The 18,704-nt window shown below is 42.2% G+C and carries 19 protein-coding genes; 4 read left to right on the top strand and 15 right to left on the bottom strand.

The annotated features are described in order from the left end of the window. Nucleotides 1–47 precede the first annotated feature (47 nt). The 6 genes from metH to NST45_RS10305 form a co-directional block, all read right to left on the bottom strand. Nucleotides 48–3,485, bottom strand: a complete 3,438-nt coding sequence (gene metH, locus NST45_RS10330; protein WP_076141989.1) for a methionine synthase — start codon at nucleotides 3,483–3,485, stop codon at nucleotides 48–50. Nucleotides 3,486–3,604: 119 nt separating this feature from the next. Continuing rightward, nucleotides 3,605–4,030: a FixH family protein gene (locus tag NST45_RS10325; RefSeq protein WP_038571571.1), complete on the bottom strand. Its 426-nt coding sequence runs from the start codon at nucleotides 4,028–4,030 to the stop codon at nucleotides 3,605–3,607. Between the two features lie 262 nt (nucleotides 4,031–4,292). Then, nucleotides 4,293–5,078, bottom strand: a complete 786-nt coding sequence (locus NST45_RS10320; RefSeq protein WP_076141988.1) for an HAD family hydrolase — start codon at nucleotides 5,076–5,078, stop codon at nucleotides 4,293–4,295. 34 nt (nucleotides 5,079–5,112) lie between these two features. After that, nucleotides 5,113–5,634, bottom strand: a complete 522-nt coding sequence (locus NST45_RS10315; RefSeq protein WP_036687716.1) for a hypothetical protein — start codon at nucleotides 5,632–5,634, stop codon at nucleotides 5,113–5,115. A 55-nt stretch (nucleotides 5,635–5,689) separates the two neighbouring features. Beyond that, the gene (locus tag NST45_RS10310) at nucleotides 5,690–5,893 is read right to left on the bottom strand and encodes a DUF896 domain-containing protein (protein WP_076141987.1); all 204 of its coding nucleotides are present in this window, start codon (nucleotides 5,891–5,893) and stop codon (nucleotides 5,690–5,692) included. A 109-nt stretch (nucleotides 5,894–6,002) separates the two neighbouring features. Next, nucleotides 6,003–6,416 (bottom strand): LysM peptidoglycan-binding domain-containing protein, encoded by a 414-nt coding sequence (locus NST45_RS10305; RefSeq protein ID WP_036687719.1) that lies wholly within the window; start codon nucleotides 6,414–6,416, stop codon nucleotides 6,003–6,005. Between the two features lie 251 nt (nucleotides 6,417–6,667). On the opposite strand from NST45_RS10305, the gene lexA reads away from it, so the two are divergent. The 4 genes from lexA to NST45_RS10285 all read left to right on the top strand — a co-directional run bounded on the left by lexA (nucleotide 6,668) and on the right by NST45_RS10285 (nucleotide 9,141). Beyond that, nucleotides 6,668–7,294 carry a transcriptional repressor LexA gene (lexA, locus tag NST45_RS10300; RefSeq protein ID WP_036687720.1) on the top strand — a complete coding sequence of 209 codons (627 nt, stop codon included), beginning with the start codon at nucleotides 6,668–6,670 and terminating at the stop codon, nucleotides 7,292–7,294. A gap of 177 nt (nucleotides 7,295–7,471) precedes the next feature. Next, entirely contained in the window at nucleotides 7,472–7,810 is a 339-nt protein-coding gene (locus NST45_RS10295) for a L,D-transpeptidase (RefSeq protein WP_036687722.1), read from the top strand. A gap of 152 nt (nucleotides 7,811–7,962) precedes the next feature. Beyond that, nucleotides 7,963–8,343, top strand: coding sequence for a hypothetical protein (locus tag NST45_RS10290; protein ID WP_036687723.1), 381 nt, complete (start codon nucleotides 7,963–7,965; stop codon nucleotides 8,341–8,343). A gap of 219 nt (nucleotides 8,344–8,562) precedes the next feature. Beyond that, complete coding sequence (locus NST45_RS10285; RefSeq protein ID WP_036687725.1) at nucleotides 8,563–9,141, top strand: hypothetical protein; 579 nt, start codon at nucleotides 8,563–8,565, stop codon at nucleotides 9,139–9,141. 49 nt (nucleotides 9,142–9,190) lie between these two features. Here NST45_RS10285 and NST45_RS10280 read toward each other — a convergent pair whose 3' ends face one another. From NST45_RS10280 to NST45_RS10240, 9 genes are all read right to left on the bottom strand, one after another. After that, the gene (locus NST45_RS10280; RefSeq protein WP_036687727.1) at nucleotides 9,191–9,973 is read right to left on the bottom strand and encodes an MBL fold metallo-hydrolase; all 783 of its coding nucleotides are present in this window, start codon (nucleotides 9,971–9,973) and stop codon (nucleotides 9,191–9,193) included. Then, on the bottom strand, nucleotides 9,974–10,465 hold the full coding sequence (locus NST45_RS10275) for a cupin domain-containing protein (RefSeq protein WP_051491529.1): 492 nt from the start codon (nucleotides 10,463–10,465) through the stop codon (nucleotides 9,974–9,976). Between the two features lie 34 nt (nucleotides 10,466–10,499). Then, nucleotides 10,500–10,703, bottom strand: coding sequence for a DUF5316 domain-containing protein (locus tag NST45_RS10270; RefSeq protein WP_036687728.1), 204 nt, complete (start codon nucleotides 10,701–10,703; stop codon nucleotides 10,500–10,502). Between the two features lie 431 nt (nucleotides 10,704–11,134). Continuing rightward, complete coding sequence (locus NST45_RS10265; RefSeq protein ID WP_052097089.1) at nucleotides 11,135–11,824, bottom strand: hypothetical protein; 690 nt, start codon at nucleotides 11,822–11,824, stop codon at nucleotides 11,135–11,137. Between the two features lie 911 nt (nucleotides 11,825–12,735). Beyond that, nucleotides 12,736–14,064 carry a type I glutamate--ammonia ligase gene (gene glnA / locus NST45_RS10260; RefSeq protein WP_036687730.1) on the bottom strand — a complete coding sequence of 443 codons (1,329 nt, stop codon included), beginning with the start codon at nucleotides 14,062–14,064 and terminating at the stop codon, nucleotides 12,736–12,738. Nucleotides 14,065–14,097: 33 nt separating this feature from the next. Then, nucleotides 14,098–14,508 (bottom strand): MerR family transcriptional regulator, encoded by a 411-nt coding sequence (locus tag NST45_RS10255; RefSeq protein WP_019910684.1) that lies wholly within the window; start codon nucleotides 14,506–14,508, stop codon nucleotides 14,098–14,100. A 62-nt stretch (nucleotides 14,509–14,570) separates the two neighbouring features. Continuing rightward, entirely contained in the window at nucleotides 14,571–15,845 is a 1,275-nt protein-coding gene (locus NST45_RS10250) for a methionine gamma-lyase family protein (RefSeq protein WP_036687732.1), read from the bottom strand. A gap of 133 nt (nucleotides 15,846–15,978) precedes the next feature. Then, nucleotides 15,979–17,268, bottom strand: a complete 1,290-nt coding sequence (gene hflX / locus NST45_RS10245; RefSeq protein ID WP_036687733.1) for a GTPase HflX — start codon at nucleotides 17,266–17,268, stop codon at nucleotides 15,979–15,981. 254 nt (nucleotides 17,269–17,522) lie between these two features. Further along, nucleotides 17,523–18,497: an AAA family ATPase gene (locus NST45_RS10240; protein ID WP_076098759.1), complete on the bottom strand. Its 975-nt coding sequence runs from the start codon at nucleotides 18,495–18,497 to the stop codon at nucleotides 17,523–17,525. Nucleotides 18,498–18,704 lie beyond the last annotated feature (207 nt).

The following is an 18,704-nucleotide window of genomic DNA, read 5'->3' as shown; positions in this document are numbered from 1 at the left end:
CTGAAAGGGATACAATCCCCTACAGACCAGGTATATAAATGAAAGAATTACAGCTTCTCTACATTAAAATACTGCGCTTCTGGATGGGCAAATACCATAGCCGAAACGGAAGCTTCGGGCTCCATCATAAAGCCTTCTGTAAGGTGAACACCGATATCCTCCGGAGATAACAACTTAAACAGTGGACCTTGATCTTCTAAATCCGGGCATGCAGGATAACCAAATGAAACACGGATCCCTTGGTATCTTGCCCCATGTCTTTGCTTCATCGTCATATCCGCCGGATCTGGGAAACCCCAAGTATCGCGCATCATATGATGGACACGTTCTGCCAGTCCTTCTGCCACTTCAAGTGCAACCGACTGCAAGGCGTGTGAACGCAGATAATCTCCGCTTTCTTTCAGCTGAGTAGACAATTCACGTACACCGTGACCTGCTGTTACAACTAGGAATCCAACATAGTCCATAATACCACTGTCAACAGGTTTCAAGAAGTCCGCCAAGCACAGATGAGGCTCTACCCCTTGTCTTGGGAAAGTAAAGGTATGCAGGATCTCGGACGTATTCTGTGGATTATACACTATAATATCATTCCCTTGCGATTGTGCAGGGAAGAATTGATACATAGCATGTGGAGTAATGGTACCCTCTAGCATCGCTTGATGGAGAATATCGTCTGCGGTACCCTTCAGTTCAACAGTCCGCTGATCTCCAGCAGCTAATTGGGCTTCTACAGAACCCCGTAACCCCAAATGATGACCCAGCAGCATTTGCATATTCACATAGGGGATAATATGCCCCAATGGATAGTTACGCAGTACGTGGCGTTCTAAATCCGGTGGAACAAAAACAGGTGCATCTGGAGATATTTTGGAACGCACTGCTCTGGTTAGTTTCGGCAGTTCTTGCTTAGGCGCAACCGCAACCGCTGCTTCTGCCTCCACACGAATTTCCTCGGCAATCTTCTCCCGTTCTTCAGGGTTCATAAGCCGATTGGCAATATCCAGCCCGTCCATAGCGTCCTTAGCATACAATACTAGGCCGTCATATTCTGGACGAATACGGGTCTTCGTAAATTTACGGGTCAAAGCTGCGCCGCCAACCATAATCGGAACATCGATCCCAGCTGTACGTAAATCCTGAGCGGTGAGCACCATCTGCTGAGCAGATTTTACAAGCAGCCCGGACAATCCTATCGCATCAGCTTTTTCTCGACGGAAGGCTTCGATAATGGTCTCTGGTGGTACTTTTATACCCAAATTAATGATCTGATAACCATTGTTGGAGAGGATGATCTCCACTAGATTCTTACCAATATCATGTACGTCCCCTTTTACGGTCGCCAGCATAATTTTTCCTTTAACCGCTGTCTCATCCTTCTGCATAAACTGCTCTAGGTGATTCACAGAAGCCTTCATCACTTCAGCGCTTTGTAGCACTTCAGCAACAATCAATTCATTATTATTAAATAACCGGCCGACTTCCGACATCCCTGCCATCAGCGGTCCATTGATGATCTCCAGCGGACCAGATTTAGTCAATGCTTCATTTAGATCAGGAATGAGTCCTTCCTTCGTACCTTCAACCACATAGGAGGCTAAACGTTCTTCAAGTGACAGGTTGGAAATCTTCTCTTTTTTCTCTACTTTTTTACCACGGAAAGCAGCTACAAAAGCAGAAAGCGTCTCATCATTCGTATTATAAATCAGTTCCTCAGCAAGATGACGTTCTACGGCAGGAATGGAAGCATACCGCTCCACTTTCTCTGTATTTACGATCGCATAATCTAATCCAGCTTTTGTACATTCATAAAGGAATACTGAATTCAACACTTCACGTCCCGCTTCCGGCAATCCAAAGGAGACGTTGCTGATGCCCAAGATCGTATGAACACCTGGAAGTGCTTCCTTGATCAAACGAATGCCGTCAATCGTTTCTTTTGCTGAACCGATATATTGTTCATCTCCGGTTCCTACAGGGAACACCAGCGTGTCAAAAATAAGATCTTCTCCTGCTAAACCATACTTGTTCACTAGCAAGTCATAGGAGCGTTTAGCCACTTCCAGTTTATCTGTCGCCTTAATTGCTTGTCCCGTCTCATCGATGGTACCCACAACAATAGCTGCGCCATATTTATGAATGATCGGCGTCACCAGCTCGAATTTCTCTTCACCATCTTCAAGGTTAATAGAGTTAATTATCGCCTTACCTTGGCAGTACTGCAAAGCTAAATCAATAACCTTAGGATCGGTAGTATCGATCATCAGAGGTACTTTAACCTTTTTTACAACCAGTTCTAAGAAAAGCTTAATATCTTCAATCTCATCGCGGTCAGGGTCTTGTACACACACGTCAATAACCTGTGCCCCACTCTTTACCTGAGCTCGGGCAATTTCTGAGGCTTCCTCATATTTACCTTCGACGATAAGACGTTTGAATTTACGAGAGCCAAGTACATTCGTACGTTCACCAACCATGTAAGGACGGTTGTCGTTCTCAATATAGATTGGCTCAATACCTGAAAGTGCAGGTGGATGATTACCTGCCAGCGGGCGTGGAGGATATTCGGAAAGTGCTTCCTTCATCGCACGGATATGCTCTGGTGTCGTTCCACAGCAGCCCCCCGCAATATTCAGCCAGCCTTTTTCAGCAAAGGCTGCAATCTTGCGAGCTAAAGAATCTGGAGATTCATGATAATGTCCATTCTCATCCGGCAATCCTGCGTTTGGATAACAGCTCACGGCTGCCGAGGAGATCTCCGAAAGCGAACGAATATGATCCCGCATGAACTCTGGACCAGTCGCACAGTTGAGGCCCATAGAGATAGGCTTCAGATGTTCTAATGAGATATAAAATGCTTCAATATTCTGACCCGCCAGTGTAGTACCCATTGGTTCAATTGTTCCTGAAATCATAACCGGTAATGTGATGCCAGTCTTTTCAAAAGCATTACGAATACCAATACTTCCAGCTTTAACGTTAAGTGTATCTTGAGAGGTCTCCAGCAGCAAAACATCTACTTTACCGTCGATCAATGCCACTGCTTGTTCCTCATAGCTATCAACTAGCTCTTGGAAAGTAACGCCTCCAGTTACTGAGAGCGTTTTTGTTGTTGGACCCATAGCCCCCACGACGTATCGCGGACGGTCAGGTGTGTCATATTTGTCTACTGCTCTGCGGGCCAACTCTGCTGCCGCTAGATTGATCTCACGTGCGCGCTGAGGAATATCATATTCAGCTAGTACAACAGAGGTTGCACCAAATGTGTTAGTCTCAATGAGATCAGCCCCTGCTTCGAGATACTGCTCATGAATCGTCTGAATGACTTCTGGACGTGTTAATACCAGCATTTCATTACAGCCATCCAGCTCATCGCCACCAAAATCTTCTCCAGTAAGAGGCACCTGTTGGATCATTGTGCCCATTGCGCCATCAAGGATCAAAATCCTTTGTTGTAAGCTTTCCTCAAGTGTATATTTAGCCAACTAATAGTCCCCCCAGTAAAACATTAGAGTAAGTTTAGCAGAATAAAGGAATTTCGAAAAGCCTTCCTTTCCACTCTGCTTTATCTGTTATTGCTCAGCAACCGTTGTGAACCTTTGAATCATGGTTTCACAGACAGCTCTTTGCTAGGCATAGAGTGCTGTGTCCGGGCTGTCACATGTGAAGTGACATTATATTGTCCTTCCTTTTCAAGGGTCCCTTCTGCTTGATAGACTCCTTTACCTATTAGCTTTCCCTTAAGCTCTATTTTCTGTCCCTCATCATTTTTATTCACAATTTCGAACAGAACCTCTTTTGCATCATCTACTGCCTCGTTATCTTGGGTCACCACAGCTTCAAAGGTTACCTTTTGATTTACAACAACTTCTTCAGGACTCCATTGTAGTTCGACTTTGATAGGTTCCATAGACATGTTCATATTCATGTTATGTATTTCTGAATGCTTGGTTCCATTTGAAGAACATCCACCTAGTACTAGAAGTGTTGCACCTAATAATACAGCGACTAATTTCTTCGATCTCATCATTTGGAGCCCTCCCAATCATTATCGAATAATAAAAATCTACCAATTCATGTTATACATCTCCATCTATTATACACATTATTATTGGTTTTTCAGTATTTTGCATCAATTCCGCATTAGACTTGTGACTTAAATCATTTACTTAAAAATCTAATGAAATCCTTATGTTAGTATGTATGTACAGAAAAGCAGCGAGTTTCTTAGGATCTCAGAAACTCGCTGCTTTTATAAAGTCTTTATGTTGGAGCTAATAGCTCTGTATATCTTACAAGGATTGAACTAGTGGAAGAAGCTCCTCAAGGTGATTGATTTCATGATCCGGATGAATATCAAGACTAGGTGCTCTACCTTTTCTATTAATCCAGACCGTGGTCAACCCTGCTGCCAGCCCCCCACGGATATCCGTTGTAAGCTTATCGCCGACCATAACCGCTTGCTCAGGAGTTACATCAAGAAGCTCTAAAGCATGCAGGAAAATTTCCTTATCCGGTTTGCCTTTACCAAAGCTTCCGGAAATCACAATATGATCAAAGAAAGGAATTAACTCTGGCACACCATCTAGTTTTTCTTGTTGCAGTGCAGGACAACCGTTCGTAAGTAGCAAAAGCTTCACTTGACCCCGTAACTGCTCCAGTACATGCATTGTTTCTTCATAGATGTATGGACGTTTTCTGCGCTCTGCTGCGAATTTAGTTGCCAAGGTCTCAGCTAGTGCTTCGTCTTCCACCCCTAAGGTTGCAAGTCCGCGACGCCAAGACTCTTTACGATAAACCGGTGCAAGCTGCTCCAATTGACGGAATTCTGGCTGTTCACCTGCCGTAAAGTTAGCCCAGAGTGCTTCATATGGATTAATTCCGATCATCTTTGTAAATGGGAACGTCTCATAAGATTCATACAAGCTACTTGCTTCCTTACGAACTGCAACTTCTAGTTCTTGTGGATCAATCGTATCCCCGGCGGCTTCACAAGCAGAACGAAATGCTTCTTCGACGCTCCGATCATCCCACAGCAATGTATCATCAAGGTCAAATAGTACAGCAGAAATTGGCATTACAGGTCTCCCTCTCCCTTTAACTGGTCTAGTTCTATTCGTGAACTACTTCAATGTTGTGAGCTTTAGCAAATGCTTCTAATCGTGTACTCATCGCATTAGTATCATAGCGATTCATAAGTCTTGTGAAAATCCATTTCGTACGTTTCCCTTTGTGCTTAATGACTACAGCTCCACGCGAAAGGGTGATTTTCTCAATATCTGCAGCTGGAAGCCCGCGTTCGCGATTGAATTTAATAGTAGACAGTCTTGCTTTTTCCACCTTCAAGTACGGACGACGGAAGAACAATAGCGCTGCCAGCAAATAGTACAGTACTACTCCCAACCAATTAGCCAGCATGCCGTTTCCTTTGGCCTGATCAATAGAACCAACTACCCAAAACATAGTGCCAAGTATCACTAACACTACCGGAAATGCAATGTTGCGACCTTTAAAGACTTCGGCATTCTGGGTAGGAGATTTAGAGGCATAAATCGTATCCTTGCCTTGTTTCTTTCTTTGCTTGTTGATTTGCTGTGTGTTGCGTTGAACCATTCTTTCCCAAGAACGGGCCATGTGCGTTCCCCCTAGTCATCCTGAAATATCTATGAAAAGGAACAGCGAGCTAATGTTAAAGCCCCTTGTTACCTTGTTCATGCTCATCGTTATCTACTACTTCAATAGTATTTAATTGTGCTCGGAAGTTATTGCGGATATTCCCCAGGTAAATTTCACGAAGCTTGGCGCGTTCCGCCACTTCCTCTTGATTAAGGCCTACGCTCTTCTGTTTGCGTGCCAATTCGTTAATTCGCGCGACCAACTCATCAATATTCAATACTTTCCCTCCCCCTATAAATTAATTCTAACTCTGCCATGAGAAAAAGAGCTTGTCAAGGTCTACTCCCTGCAAGCTCTACTGGTCATTCTATTATGTTCTCAGAAAATTAATAAATAGGTAAAGTAAGTATGTCTCCAGCGTTAATTTGACTACTCTTAATCCCACTTGAACGTTTAATTCCTTCTATATAAACAACTGTCTTCATATCAGCCGGTTTATTCTTAAGGGCAATACTCCATAGTGTATCTCCACGTTCAACCACAATCCGCTTCTCTTCCTTCATTATAGTCGTCGATCCTGCAAATACATTTCCCACTACTGTTAGGCCAGAAAATACTAGCACGATAATCAATATTAACTTAATAAAGAAGTCCTGACGGAACAACGAAATCATCCCTCCTAGCAAACGTTCCGTTATCTCTTTCACCTTAGCGGAATTACGGGCAACGTCATTATGTCCTAAAGATTCAACCACTGGGGCCTTATCGTAGATGCTGCGATATGTACTGTATTTTAGCATAATTATCATCCTCCAAACACTTGTTCTTACTTTCGAATTCATAATAACACGAACATGTGTTTTGTTCAATACTATTTCAGAACAATTGTTCTCTTTTTTTCGAGAGACTCAAGTGGTACATTTTATTATCATTTGTCTACCATTTTTTAACTCTAGCAGATTAATATTTATAATAGTTAGAACTTATGTTTGTGCGAACGGTAGTTCTATGTTATAATTTTCCCAAACATTACTATATGGGGTTGATTCCAATGTCAAAGATTTCAAGTCGCCAGCTGGCGATCCTGGAATTTATACGAAGCGAAGTCCGCAGCAAGGGTTATCCACCTTCCGTCCGGGAAATTGGAGAAGCTGTTGGCCTTGCTTCCAGCTCCACAGTTCACGGTCATTTGGACCGGCTTGAGAAGAAGGGACTTATTCGTCGAGATCCAACGAAGCCACGTGCAATAGAATTACTAGGCCAAGAGGATTCAGAGAATGTTCACCAATTCGCCCAGACCATCTCACGGATTCCTGTCGTAGGTAAAGTTACCGCCGGGGTACCTATCACTGCTACAGAGAATATCGAGGACTACTTCCCACTTCCTACTCACTATGTAGGTGACAACAAAGTATTTATGCTGTCAGTTATGGGTGATAGTATGGTGGATGCTGGCATTATGAATGGTGATTATGTAATTGTTCGCCAACAACAAACAGCGGACAACGGAGATATCGTTGTAGCCATGACTGAAGAAGATGAAGCAACCGTTAAGACCTTTTACAAGGAACGTGATCATATACGGCTTCAGCCGGAGAATCCAGCTTATGAGCCTCTTCGCCTTAATCGCGTAACTATTCTCGGAAGAGTCATCGGATTGTTTCGAGATATCCACTAAGTATGCACTCCTACCATAAAAGGCTGTTCCGCAAATGCGGAACAGCCTTTTTTCTGTGTATTTTGCTTTCTCAACCACTAACGAACATTTGTTCTCGTTCGCTAAAATGGGCATTTTCTATGAATAACCGTTTAGGCGTTCTGCTCATATCCTAATTAGAAAGGAGTGTTGTGCATAATGCCAAATTACCGAATTATTGTAGATCTGACCCAACGAATGTTATATCTTCTGGACAATGATATTGTGATTAGAGGTTTCCCTGTCGGCATTGGTAAGATGTTAACCCAATCCCCAGTGGGAGAATTCACGATTATTAACAAACAACCCAATCCAGGCGGTCCCTTTGGTGCCTTTTGGATGGGACTGTCTAAACCACACTACGGGATTCATGGAACGAATGATCCTTCCTCCATTGGGAAAGAGGTATCCCACGGCTGTATCCGGATGTACAACGAGGATGTGTTAACACTCGCAGCTATCGTCCCTATAGGAACACGAGTAACGATAAGGAATTGAATTCGCTGAGGACGTCACAACCCCCAAATCACCATATACAGAATGGGGGTCATTACATAAGTAAGTATTTTTTCATTAGCATACTAGGAGTTTGGTGATTATATGTCGAATATTGTTAACAGGATTGCAAATTGAAAAGGATGTGTTTAGTTTTGAATAACTCAAAAATTAGAACCCTCGTCGATTTTAAAGTCGATGCACTGGGTAAGCTGTCCGGTTTACTTTTAAATGATGAACAAGCTAGTGGAAAAAAAGTGAATTTGCTCACCTCTTTTGGCAGCATTCAGGGAATCGTCTCTCCAGCCGTCTCCAACAAAGAGGATGTATTTGATTTAAAATCTTTGATGGATGATGTAATAGTAGACGAATACATATCTTATTTGGGAGCAGAACACCCTGATAAAAATTTCAGCTATAACTTTGTTGTCCTCAATGACGTTACTTTAAGACCTTATGCTAGTTATGGGACTCCGATCGAATACAAACAGCTGATTGTTTATACCGATCATATCACTGCCTTCAATTTTCTATAGGTTACATACTTACCTTAAAAAGCACCCTTGCAGCAACCCCCAATTTTGCGCCATTTGCAGAATCGGCAGGTTTCTCCGGGTGCTTTTTTTGGGCTAATTCCGAAGCCGATCCTATAATTCCACGAATTTCCCTTTTAAAAGATACTAGTGGGGATCATTCAGGCATATCTTTCAATAAGCAACAATTTGAGTCTAATGAGATAACTGGGAGGTGATTATATGCTGATTATCTTAGTGTACTTATTTGCTATTTTAGGAGTTGTTTTAATTCTAAGTGCCGCCATTATAAAATTGAAAACGCTATCCACTTCATCTGATATTTCTATGCTAGTTAATGCGGCTGCATCCTTTAACATCATTTTCACCAAAACATTCATTCCCCCCAATCAATCTCACTTGATCGCACTTAACGAACCTAATAAAAAATTAGCAATAGGCACCAGAAATCCGAAGAGCAACAAAAAAGCAGTAGCAAAGCTATACTCTTTCGATAATGTAATGGGATCCGAGATTGTGGTTAACGCACTTACCCTTTCAAAAGTCTCCAAAAGACAACAAAACAGCAAAACAACTGCAACTAGTGCAGATATTAACGTCCTTAAGGAACCTGATGAAGAAGCTAATGTGATAGAAGAACTCACGCTTAAAATATATATGAACAGCAAAGAAACGCCTGTGTATTGTATTTCCTTCTTGCCGGGTTTATTGCCTATTCGACAATCCGACAACCAGTACAAGGAAGCTTACTCCCAAGTACAACAATTGCATGCACTCTTCAGGTCAATCGTATCTGAATAATTAAGTTGTTATCGCCATACCTCTCATTTGATTTCGAAATAGAAAGAACCTAAAATTGCACACTAAACCCATCAAACTGGTGAATACCCGTACCATGTGCCACTACTTTTTGCTCACGTAACTCACGAACTGCCTTTTTGACCTCTTGTAAAATAGATGGATCTAAACCCAGCGTATTATGAGAGCCATATACTTGGGTAACCCCTGGAATTTCTGTAATCTTCTCTAAGGATGCCACTAAATCAACCGGACTAGTCGAAGGGTAAAAAGCATAGATTGGCGTAACGTCATATAATAAATCACCTGTAAACAGATATCCGTTGGCATGATCAAATAGGCTGATATGACCTGGCGAATGACCTGGTGTGTGGTAAATTTCTATTTCGCGCCCACCTATGTCGAGCACATCCCCCTCTTGTAAAAGAGCCGTTGGTTTCCCTTGAAAAGGTATGTAGCTGTTAGGATCAAAGGTTTCAGGAACAGGAAGAGTGATGTCTCGACTCATATCCTTTCGAATCTGGGCAAGGGACAAGCCTTTTATTCCGTTAATCAGCCAATCCTCATCCTCTTTATGAACATAGATTGTCTCGAATTGTCCGTGACTGCCAATATGATCTGCATGCACATGTGTAGTTATGACAGCGATAGGTAAATCCGTTAACTGATCCGTTATTCTTTTTATATTATCAATACCTAATCCCGTATCAATTAACGCGGCTTGTTTTTGCCCCAAGAGTAAAAAAGAATGCACCTTTTCCCAATGTCCATATTCACTGATTGCATAGGTGGTCGGATCAATTTCCGTTACTGTAAACCAACGATCTTTAATCAATTACGCTCCCCCATTCCATTTTTCCCTTACATGCTCTTCACCCTTATAATAATCCGCCTGTTCATCCGCTTGATAGATTTCTTGATAAGGCAAAATGTTGATTTTTCCAGAGTCTGGATATTCGCAAACATCTATTCCCTGATTCGTTCGGAGATCCAGATACCTGCATGGTGCATCCGTATGATTATAAAGCTGGTGCGCCCCTTCCGGTCCCATTTCAAAAAATATTACATCCCCTTCAGTAACCTCCGTAAAACCCTCCGGTGTTCTTAACATCGCTTTTCCCGCTAAAATCACAAATATTTCTTCAGCATTTCTATGAAAATGATAAGGATAAGAATATTTATCAGGATCTAAAGATCTGATATCAAAAACTAAATGCTTGGAGCCCACCATTTCAGCTAATCTTTCACTCGTATGCCAAGCAAACTCTGGGATCGGGGACTGTTTTTGAGTAAATGAGACCGTATTTTCATTAAAAATCTTTACCATCTGCACACTCCTCCTCCTTATATTTTGCGTTCAATTACAACAAATAAAGAATCCCAGCTATAGCTAATGAAATAAGACCACCTAAAGCGGACCCATTCGCTACTTTGTTTTTAGCTTTACGGTCTTGCTTAGATTCCGAATAAAAGTTACCTCTTTGTTGTGTACCTGTCGTGAAGGCTCCAACACATATACCTGAAATTATAAAAAATCCCAAGCCTATGTAAATAAAAATTTGCATGAACTTACTCCTTCGCAGGTAAGAATTAGTTATCTATATATAAGATATTTTAACATTAAATTCCTCTGCTACGCGCCATGACTTTCGGACCCAGATGACGCTATTTGCTTATTTTCAGCCTTTGGAGCATGGTTTCGGACTCCAGTGACGTTATTCCTAAGAATGAGGCTCATATTGAGTGTTTTTAATGCCAATAGCGACTATGGGGTCCTTTAGTATCCAAAATGTGGGATAAAGCTTCATATAAGGTCTGCTGGGTCTTATAGCGGGCTCATACGCGAAATTTGCAACCTCAGCAAACGGAAATTGGCGTTCAAATGAAGTAAGGTACCAAAAAGAAGAAGAAGAGGAAGTGTGCCAACAACCATTTTTTGATTATGGTTATGGCACACTTCTTCTACTCCATACAACCCCTTCGGTTCTGTTTACACTTAATTCCTTTCAAGTTCAAGTGTTGCCAGTGAAACCATCACCCAAGGTGCAAAGTTATTCGACGAATCACCCTTAGGATTGTGTATCCGAAAAAGAAAAGCTTCCCCCGCCTGATTTTTCCAGACCATATAATCTTCTATCCCCTTATCACTGGTAGCCTGCAGATATAATTCTGCAAAACCTAGAGGATGTTCAATTAGTTCCCCGCTATGGTCGTTTGCTTTACCAATTGCAGAAAGCTCGGTTTGTCCCTGTTGCTTCAAAGCTGTGAGATCGTAACCGGCAGGCAAGTGTTCAATTTCGGCATAATAGGTTGGATCCTCAGTTAATGATAAACGACCAGACTGTGAGTCTAGTGTGAAACCCTGAAAAACATACAGGGAATATCCATCACCTTGCCCAAGTGTACCTTCTTGCCCTGAGACCCCTCCCTCCTGTTCACCAAATGCTTTGGTCTTTGGTCGATCGGATGCTAGAGGATCAGTGGCCTCCGGACTGGCGGACTCCTGCGCCTCCATAGAAGGAGTAGCAGAAGGTTCGGGAGTGGTTGTAGCTTCGACAACTGGCGTAGGCGCTGCACTTGACGCTGTAGGCTCTGCCTCGTTTGTTGTTTTATTGTTACTACATGCACCGAGAATTGAGGCAGACAGAAGAATACTAGTAGCTGTAGTTAATAATATTTTTTTCATTACGCACCTCCTTATTACTATAATAGTTATTACCCACATGACTAACGTGTCCTCTTATTCTTCAAAATCTTTTCTTCATTTTTATTGCTACGGATTGAAAAATTTCATTCAATCGACTCACTCTTATTGACAGCTATGGAGTTGTGCTCGAAATTCAAATTGTTCCCGGACGATTCGGGCACCTACTATCTTAATTAATGCCACCAGATTCCATAAAGTGACCCATGAGATCTTAGTTCTTCTCGGTTTTATAAGGTTAATTGGACTGAGCAAGAGCAAGGTAGACGATAAATCAATTAAAGTGAAAAAAATTTACAATCACTTTTACTTTAACACTTTTAGAATATACAAAAATAATAAAATAGCGACTCACAGCCAACCGCGGGGTGGTTCTGTAAATCGCCATCCTTAATGATCTGTAACTCAGATTTGTGTCAACACTCTTTGATAAATCCTTTTAAAGTCAGAGCGATGCGGGAATATAACCAATATCTGTCATGACTATGCAGACTCGTCTGAAGAGTTATTTTTTTGATTTATAACTTCTTACTAATAAACTTATACCTTTAAAAATCAAAACCACTAATATCCCGAAAATTATCAAAGTTAATATTAAGTTTGACCAAACTATATCCAAATTCACTCCTCCGTCTCTGCATTTAATTCTTCTATATCAAATCATATCCCATTATTTATGATAAATGAACAACTTCTTACACGTTAAAATTGTTAATCAACAATATGCCAATTTTGATATTCACCTGTAAAACATCCTCGAATAACCTTAACCTCAGCTATTTGTGGGCATTTCGCGGGCATTTTTCGTAGACATATCATTGATGGTTACAAAACCACTATTTTGCCCAAACAAAAAAACCCTCAACACCAAAGGTGTCAAGGGTTTAAAGGTTCTAGTACAAAGTCATGTATTGGTTTCTTTCCCACTCGTGAACCTGAGTACGATAGATATCCCATTCGATTTCTTTCAGCTCGTAGAAGTGAGCCAGCGCATGTTCGCCGAGAGCTTCGGTAATTACATGGCTGCGGATCATTTCGCTTAGCGCTTCTTTCAAATCGGATGGCAAGCTCGGGATGCCTTCTTCAATACGCTCTTCCTCAGACATCACATAGATGTTACGGTCAATTGGAGCTGGAAGATCAAGCTTACGCTTAATTCCGTCTAGCCCTGCTTTCAACATAACAGCAAGTGCGAGGTATGGGTTAGCTGCCGGGTCCGGGTTACGAACTTCAACACGTGTGCTAAGCCCTCTCGAAGCCGGGATACGAATCATCGGGCTACGGTTACTTGCAGACCAAGCTACGTAACAAGGTGCTTCATAACCAGGAACAAGGCGTTTGTAAGAGTTCACTGTTGGGTTAGTAATCGCTGCAAAAGCACGAGCGTGCTTCAAAATACCAGCCATATAATAACGTGCAGTTTTACTCAGACCTAGCTTGTCACTTTCATCGTAGAACATGTTTTCTTTGCCATTAAACAAGGATTGGTGAGCGTGCATACCAGATCCGTTAATACCAAACAATGGTTTAGGCATAAAAGTTGCATGCAAGCCATGTTGACGGGCAACCGTCTTCACAACGAGCTTAAAGGTTTGAATTTGGTCAGCAGAAGTGATCGCGTCAGCATATTTGAAATCAATTTCATGCTGGCCGGAAGCCACTTCATGGTGGGAAGCTTCGATTTCAAAGCCCATTTCTTCAAGGGTCAACACGATTTCACGACGACAGTTTTCCCCTAAGTCTGTAGGAGCTAAGTCGAAATAACCACCTTGGTCATTCAATTCTGTAGTTGGGTTACCTCTTTCGTCTGTTTTGAACAAGAAGAATTCAGGTTCAGGTCCAACATTCATCGCTGTAAAGCCCATTTCTTCGGCTTCCTTCAGACAACGCTTCAGGATACCACGTGGGTCTCCAGCAAATGGAGTACCATCCGGCATATACACGTCACAAATCAGACGTGCAACACGGCTATCAGTCACCCAAGGGAAGATTACCCAAGTATCAAGGTCTGGGAAGAGATACATATCGGATTCTTCAATCCGTACATAACCTTCGATGGAGGAACCATCAAACATCATTTTGTTGTCGAGTGCTTTTTCCAATTGGCTAACCGGAATCTCTACATTCTTGATAGTACCTAACAGATCTGTAAATTGCAGACGAATGAAACGAACATTCTCTTCCTTGGCAATGCGTAAAATATCCTCTTTAGAAAAGCTCACGTGATCCTCTCCCTTTCAAAACTCTGTATATTATTATTTATTAAAAAACCGGGATAACTCACCTTGAATAAGCGATACCTGTCCCGGTCTTTTACCGGAAACTAGTTCTTGCTTCAGCAAACGGTGAAGCTGCGAATCTGATAGCTCTCTACGTCTAACCTCTGTGTCAGGGGTAATCACAGTAGCTTCTTCGGATTCCTTCGAGACTGGGTTCATTACTTGCTTGATGCCAGCAATGTTAACACCCTTTTCAATCAAGGCCTTAATTTCTAATAGGCGCTCAACATCATTAAAAGAGAACAAACGTTGATTCCCAGAGGTACGTGCAGGTACGATTAGACTATGCTGTTCATAATAACGAATTTGTCTTGCAGATAAATCAGTTAACTTCATTACAATTCCAATAGGAAATAATGCCATATTTCTGCGGATTTCATCACCCATGACTCATCCAACCTTCCAATGATCTTTTTCTGATCTCATTGTACATTTCCTAATACAGCGTGTCAATGGTGTGTAAGATTTTCTGACAGTAATTTTCGATCACGCATACTTTGGAGTGCCATCAAAACGCCATATTTGACATGGGAGTAGGTTAATCCCCCTTGCATATAGCCAATATAAGGCGCACGGATAGGCGCATCTGCCGATAACTCTAAGCTACCACCTTGTATAAACGTACCTGCCGCCATGATGACAGGATGTTCATATCCCGGCATATCCCATGGTTCTGGAACTACATGGCTGTCTACCGCCGCAGCACGTTGAATTCCCTGCACGAAGGCAATCAAGTGATCCGGTCCATCAAAGGAAACCGCCTGAATCAAATCTGTACGAGGTTCATTCCACGCTGGTTTCGTCTCAAACCCGCAGCGCTGAAATACAGCTGCCGCAAAAATACTGCCTTTAAGGGCTTGTCCAACTGTATGCGGAGCCATGAACAGACCTTGGTATAACCCGCGGGTAGTTCCTAACATTGCGCCTACCTCGCCACCGATACCAGGAGCTGTAAGACGGTACGCTGTAAGCTCTACTAGATCTCTGCGCCCACAGATGTATCCACCCGTCTCAGCAATTCCACCACCAGGATTTTTAATTAATGAACCCGCTACTAGATCCACTCCAACCTGCGGAGGCTCAAGCTCTTCAGTAAACTCACCATAGCAATTATCAACGAACACAATAACATCCGGTTTCAATGACTTCACTCTCGCTGTCATGTCACCTATTTCGGCTACTGTGAAGGAAGCACGCCAATCATAACCACGCGATCTTTGAATTCCAATTACTTTAGTCTTCTCATTGATAGAGAGAGTTACCTCTTCCCAATCAATCTTACCCTCTGCGGTAAGGGCAACCTCCCGATATGTAATTCCGAAGTCTGCGAGTGAGCCTGTCCCATCTCCTGCTTGGCCAATCACCTTGTGTAAGGTATCGTACGGACGACCTGTGATGTATAAAAGCTCGTCTCCTGGTCGCAGCACACCAAAGAGGGCTGTTGAAATGGTATGTGTTCCTGAAGCAAAATGCGGACGCACCAAAGCTGATTCCGCACCAAAAACGTCAGCATAGACAAGATCCAGCACTTCGCGTCCACGGTCGTTGTAAGCATACCCCGTTGAACCCGCAAAATGATAATCACTGACCTGATGACGTTGAAACGCTTCTATAACCTTCCATTGATTCTTATCGACAATTCGATCAAGAGCTTTGACTGCACCTTCGATTTCAACTTCTGCGGACTCTGCCGCTCCTAAAATATCTTCTGCAAAAACTGCCATTAGTTCTTATTCGCTCCTTACATTTACTTGCCATCATAATGACAGAAAGCGACAGTTGCCTGACGCTTTTTGTCATTAGCTATTATTTTATACCTATACAACAAGCATTTCCACTTTAGGGGAACAGAGAAGATTACGGCTGGTCCACAAAATCAGCAAGCATGTAACCCCATTTATCATAATCCTCTTTATTAAGACGGACGTTATAGATAACATCGTTCTCATCATAGGTGGTTTCCAGCACCTCACCTACTCTGTAAAGCAAGGAAGAAATATCGCCTCGGTCTCCAGGAATGCGAAAGTTCAGCGTATCTCCGGCCAACTCATCAGAGATAATTTCAATAATCCGGGTTAAATCCTCAGGGTTAAACGCACTGATCTTCAAAAACCCTGTGCCTGTTGGCAGCATTTCCAGTTGCTCAGGCTCACATAGATCGATTTTATTAAAAAGCACTATTTGCGGTTTGCTGGCTGCCCCTAAGTCCTGCAAAATAGTTTGCACAATCTCCATCTGCTCCTCACGCATTGGAGATGAGGCATCCACTACATGCAACACCAGATTGGCCTCATTGACTTCCTCCAGCGTTGCGCGGAAAGATGCCACAAGATCATGCGGAAGATTCTGAATGAAGCCTACAGTATCCGTAAGCACTACCTCTTTGCCACCCGTTAGCTGAAGCACACGTGAAGTAGGGTCAAGCGTAGCAAACAATTGATTTTCAATATAAACATCCGCATCCGTAAGCTGCTTAAGCAGCGTCGATTTACCAGCATTTGTGTAGCCGACTAGAGCAACCTGCACTGCCCCTGCCTTACGACGGCGTTCACGGTGCAATTCACGGGTTTTAACTACCTCATCCAACTGGCGTTTCAACTCCGTAATCCGATTGCGAATATGCCGGCGATCGGTCTCAAGCTTACTTTCACCTGGACCTCTGGTTCCTATCCCCCCGCCTAATCTGGATAAGTTTTTGCCTTGACCGGATAACCGCGGCAAAAGATAGGACAGCTGTGCCAGCTCTACTTGAATAATACCCTCTCTCGTTTTGGCCCGCCCAGCAAAAATATCCAAAATGAGTTGCGTCCGATCAATAATCTTCAGATCCAAAGACTCTTCAAGGTTCCGTACCTGCGCTCCAGATAATTCCTGATCAAAAATAGCCGTATTAGCTCCAAGACCATCAGCGGCCATGCGGAGCTCTTCTACCTTACCTTTCCCGATAAACCATTTTGAATCCGGTGTTTCCTTATTCTGACGCAACACATCCAGGACTTCAACACCTGCTGTTTCTGCTAACTGTACTAATTCCTGCAGAGAAAGCTCTGGGTCAATACCGGTACGTTTAATTTTATCTGTGACGAGAGTGACCAATATCGCCCGATCTTGAATATCCGTTTCTGTATCATGCGTAGTTATTGCCATTTATTCATGCTCCTTATGACGGTAATAGAATCTTTGTGTACCATTTAATCAGTTTTTCACTTCTTGCTGATGTTATACAGATGAAACTGTTCATTCACAGCACTTCAAAACATTTTATCATAAGTTTCATTGGTAATATAGGCTGATAATGGAACGGCTCCCCATGCTGTCAGCATTTTCATTATGATAATCTTCAATCTTTTATAAAAGATAAACCGACTAAGCACGTATAAACTTAGCCGGTGTCAATTTATTTATGAGATTATACTCTCCCCTTTTGAATAATCATCGACCGGAAGAACAAGGTCTCTCGGTAAGATCTCCATCAAAGATTGCTTGGATATTTTGACATGTCTGCTTATTAATCTAACCGCTTGATGGCGAATTGCCTGCTCGAGGATATTGCGTACATACCGCGCATTACTAAAATTTTCTTCAATAATTTTCTCATTAAGGATTAACTCTTTTAGTTTCCCATTTGTTTCTGGAGTAATTATATAGTCTCTTTCAGCTGCCATTTTATGTGCAATCAATATCAGTTCATCTGTTGTGTAGTCCTGAAAATCAAGTTGAATTGGAAATCGTGAGGGAAGTCCGGTATTAGCCTCCATGAACATCTCCATTTCATTTGGATAACCCGCTAAGATAATGATGAGATCATCATTCCTGTCCTCCATAACCTTTACAAGACAGTCGATTGCCTCTTTCCCAAAATCTTTATCTCCGCCTCTAGCCAAGCTATAAGCCTCGTCAATGAATAATACGCCACCCATAGCCTTCTTAACAAGGTCTCTGGTCTTTTGAGCTGTATGCCCTATGTATTCCCCCACTAAATCCGCTCTCTCTACTTCGATTAATTGACCTTTACTTAATATGCCCATATTCTTTAACAGCTTGGCAACGATTCTTGCTACAGTTGTTTTTCCAGTCCCGGGGTTGCCTTTAAACAGCATATGATAAACCTGATTAACTACATTTAACCCCAGTTCTTGTCTCATTTTTTCCACTTGGATAAGCGCATGAATTTCATATATAAGATCCTTCACCTTTTCAAGACCGATAAGCTCATGAAGCTCTTGCAGGATTTCTTTTGTAGATTCTAAATGATTATTTTGAGCCAGCGCGCTCTCCAATGTTTCATTCGTAATATTTGTTGGGTCTTGATTTTTGAAAGTTATATTCATTCTGGAATCATTAATGGTTATCTTTCTTAAATTTTCTTCACCCATTGTAATCACCTCGTTAGAGCATTATATGCAATAACTGAATGACATCATGCACTTGTTTTAAAGAATGGGGTTTCGACATTGGATTCCCTGCTATCTCTCGCATCTTCTACGATGGTACACGAGGATAGAATGACCGAAATACATAAAAGCCATAAGCAAACGCTTATTTTTTTATCATTTTACACTCCCATTATTTTTGATATACAA

Origin of the sequence: Paenibacillus sp. FSL R7-0163 (assembly GCF_037969975.1) — a bacterium.
GTDB classification, from domain to species: domain Bacteria; phylum Bacillota; class Bacilli; order Paenibacillales; family Paenibacillaceae; genus Paenibacillus_AQ; species Paenibacillus_AQ odorifer.
This window is presented reverse-complemented; position numbering and strand designations above follow the sequence as displayed.

What these genes read in the sequence shown, in the direction of transcription:
- NST45_RS10325 (WP_038571571.1), bottom strand. Translation starts at nt 4,030, where the DNA reads ATGATGAGATCGAAGAAATTAGTCGCTGTATTATTAGGTGCAACACTT.
- NST45_RS10320 (WP_076141988.1), bottom strand. Translation starts at nt 5,078, where the DNA reads ATGCCAATTTCTGCTGTACTATTTGACCTTGATGATACATTGCTGTGG.
- NST45_RS10315 (WP_036687716.1), bottom strand. Translation starts at nt 5,634, where the DNA reads ATGGCCCGTTCTTGGGAAAGAATGGTTCAACGCAACACACAGCAAATC.
- NST45_RS10305 (WP_036687719.1), bottom strand. Translation starts at nt 6,416, where the DNA reads ATGCTAAAATACAGTACATATCGCAGCATCTACGATAAGGCCCCAGTG.
- lexA (WP_036687720.1), top strand. Translation starts at nt 6,668, where the DNA reads ATGTCAAAGATTTCAAGTCGCCAGCTGGCGATCCTGGAATTTATACGA.
- NST45_RS10295 (WP_036687722.1), top strand. Translation starts at nt 7,472, where the DNA reads ATGCCAAATTACCGAATTATTGTAGATCTGACCCAACGAATGTTATAT.
- NST45_RS10285 (WP_036687725.1), top strand. Translation starts at nt 8,563, where the DNA reads ATGCTGATTATCTTAGTGTACTTATTTGCTATTTTAGGAGTTGTTTTA.
- NST45_RS10275 (WP_051491529.1), bottom strand. Translation starts at nt 10,465, where the DNA reads ATGGTAAAGATTTTTAATGAAAATACGGTCTCATTTACTCAAAAACAG.
- NST45_RS10270 (WP_036687728.1), bottom strand. Translation starts at nt 10,703, where the DNA reads ATGCAAATTTTTATTTACATAGGCTTGGGATTTTTTATAATTTCAGGT.
- NST45_RS10265 (WP_052097089.1), bottom strand. Translation starts at nt 11,824, where the DNA reads ATGAAAAAAATATTATTAACTACAGCTACTAGTATTCTTCTGTCTGCC.
- NST45_RS10255 (WP_019910684.1), bottom strand. Translation starts at nt 14,508, where the DNA reads ATGGGTGATGAAATCCGCAGAAATATGGCATTATTTCCTATTGGAATT.
- NST45_RS10250 (WP_036687732.1), bottom strand. Translation starts at nt 15,845, where the DNA reads ATGGCAGTTTTTGCAGAAGATATTTTAGGAGCGGCAGAGTCCGCAGAA.
- hflX (WP_036687733.1), bottom strand. Translation starts at nt 17,268, where the DNA reads ATGGCAATAACTACGCATGATACAGAAACGGATATTCAAGATCGGGCG.
- NST45_RS10240 (WP_076098759.1), bottom strand. Translation starts at nt 18,497, where the DNA reads ATGGGTGAAGAAAATTTAAGAAAGATAACCATTAATGATTCCAGAATG.